This window comes from Gelidibacter pelagius (assembly GCF_017581925.1).
Taxonomy (GTDB): Bacteria; Bacteroidota; Bacteroidia; order Flavobacteriales; family Flavobacteriaceae; genus Gelidibacter; species Gelidibacter pelagius.
The window spans coordinates 1-390 of record NZ_JAGEVG010000086.1; the positions used below are offsets into that span (position 1 = coordinate 1).

A 390-nucleotide genomic window follows, 5' to 3' on the forward strand; every position below is an offset into this window, starting at 1 on the left:
TATTGAGGTTTGGAATGCCTGTTTCGTTAAACTATTAAAAATAAAAAAGCGGACCTTTTTGGGGTCCGCTTAGTTTTGGTATTCCGGTTATTATAGCACTTCCAATAATTGGAGCGCGTTATAGGCACCATTGTTCAATGGATATTGGATACCGTTGACTTCTTGATAAAACGCCACTTTTAGAAAGTAACATTGCGCTCCGGCTCCAATTGGAACAGCGGAAGGTGTCAAGGTTACCGTTGCCGTGGTGTGATCAATAGGCAAGTTTGCAATTGGGCTTAGCCTCAGATCCTTGGCGCCCGAATTGAAGTCTAAATTCAGGAATCCTGAGGTTAGGCTTACGTGGGTGGAACCTTCCGGAGCATGCATTCTTTGGGCCGGCGTAAAATC

Annotated in this window: 1 pseudogene; it reads right to left on the reverse strand. The window is 44.6% G+C overall.

Going from position 1 to position 390, the window contains the following annotated elements:
• Positions 1-90: 90 nt before the first annotated feature.
• Positions 91-390 (reverse strand): annotated as a pseudogene (locus J4051_RS19345) (hypothetical protein); the annotation flags it as partial.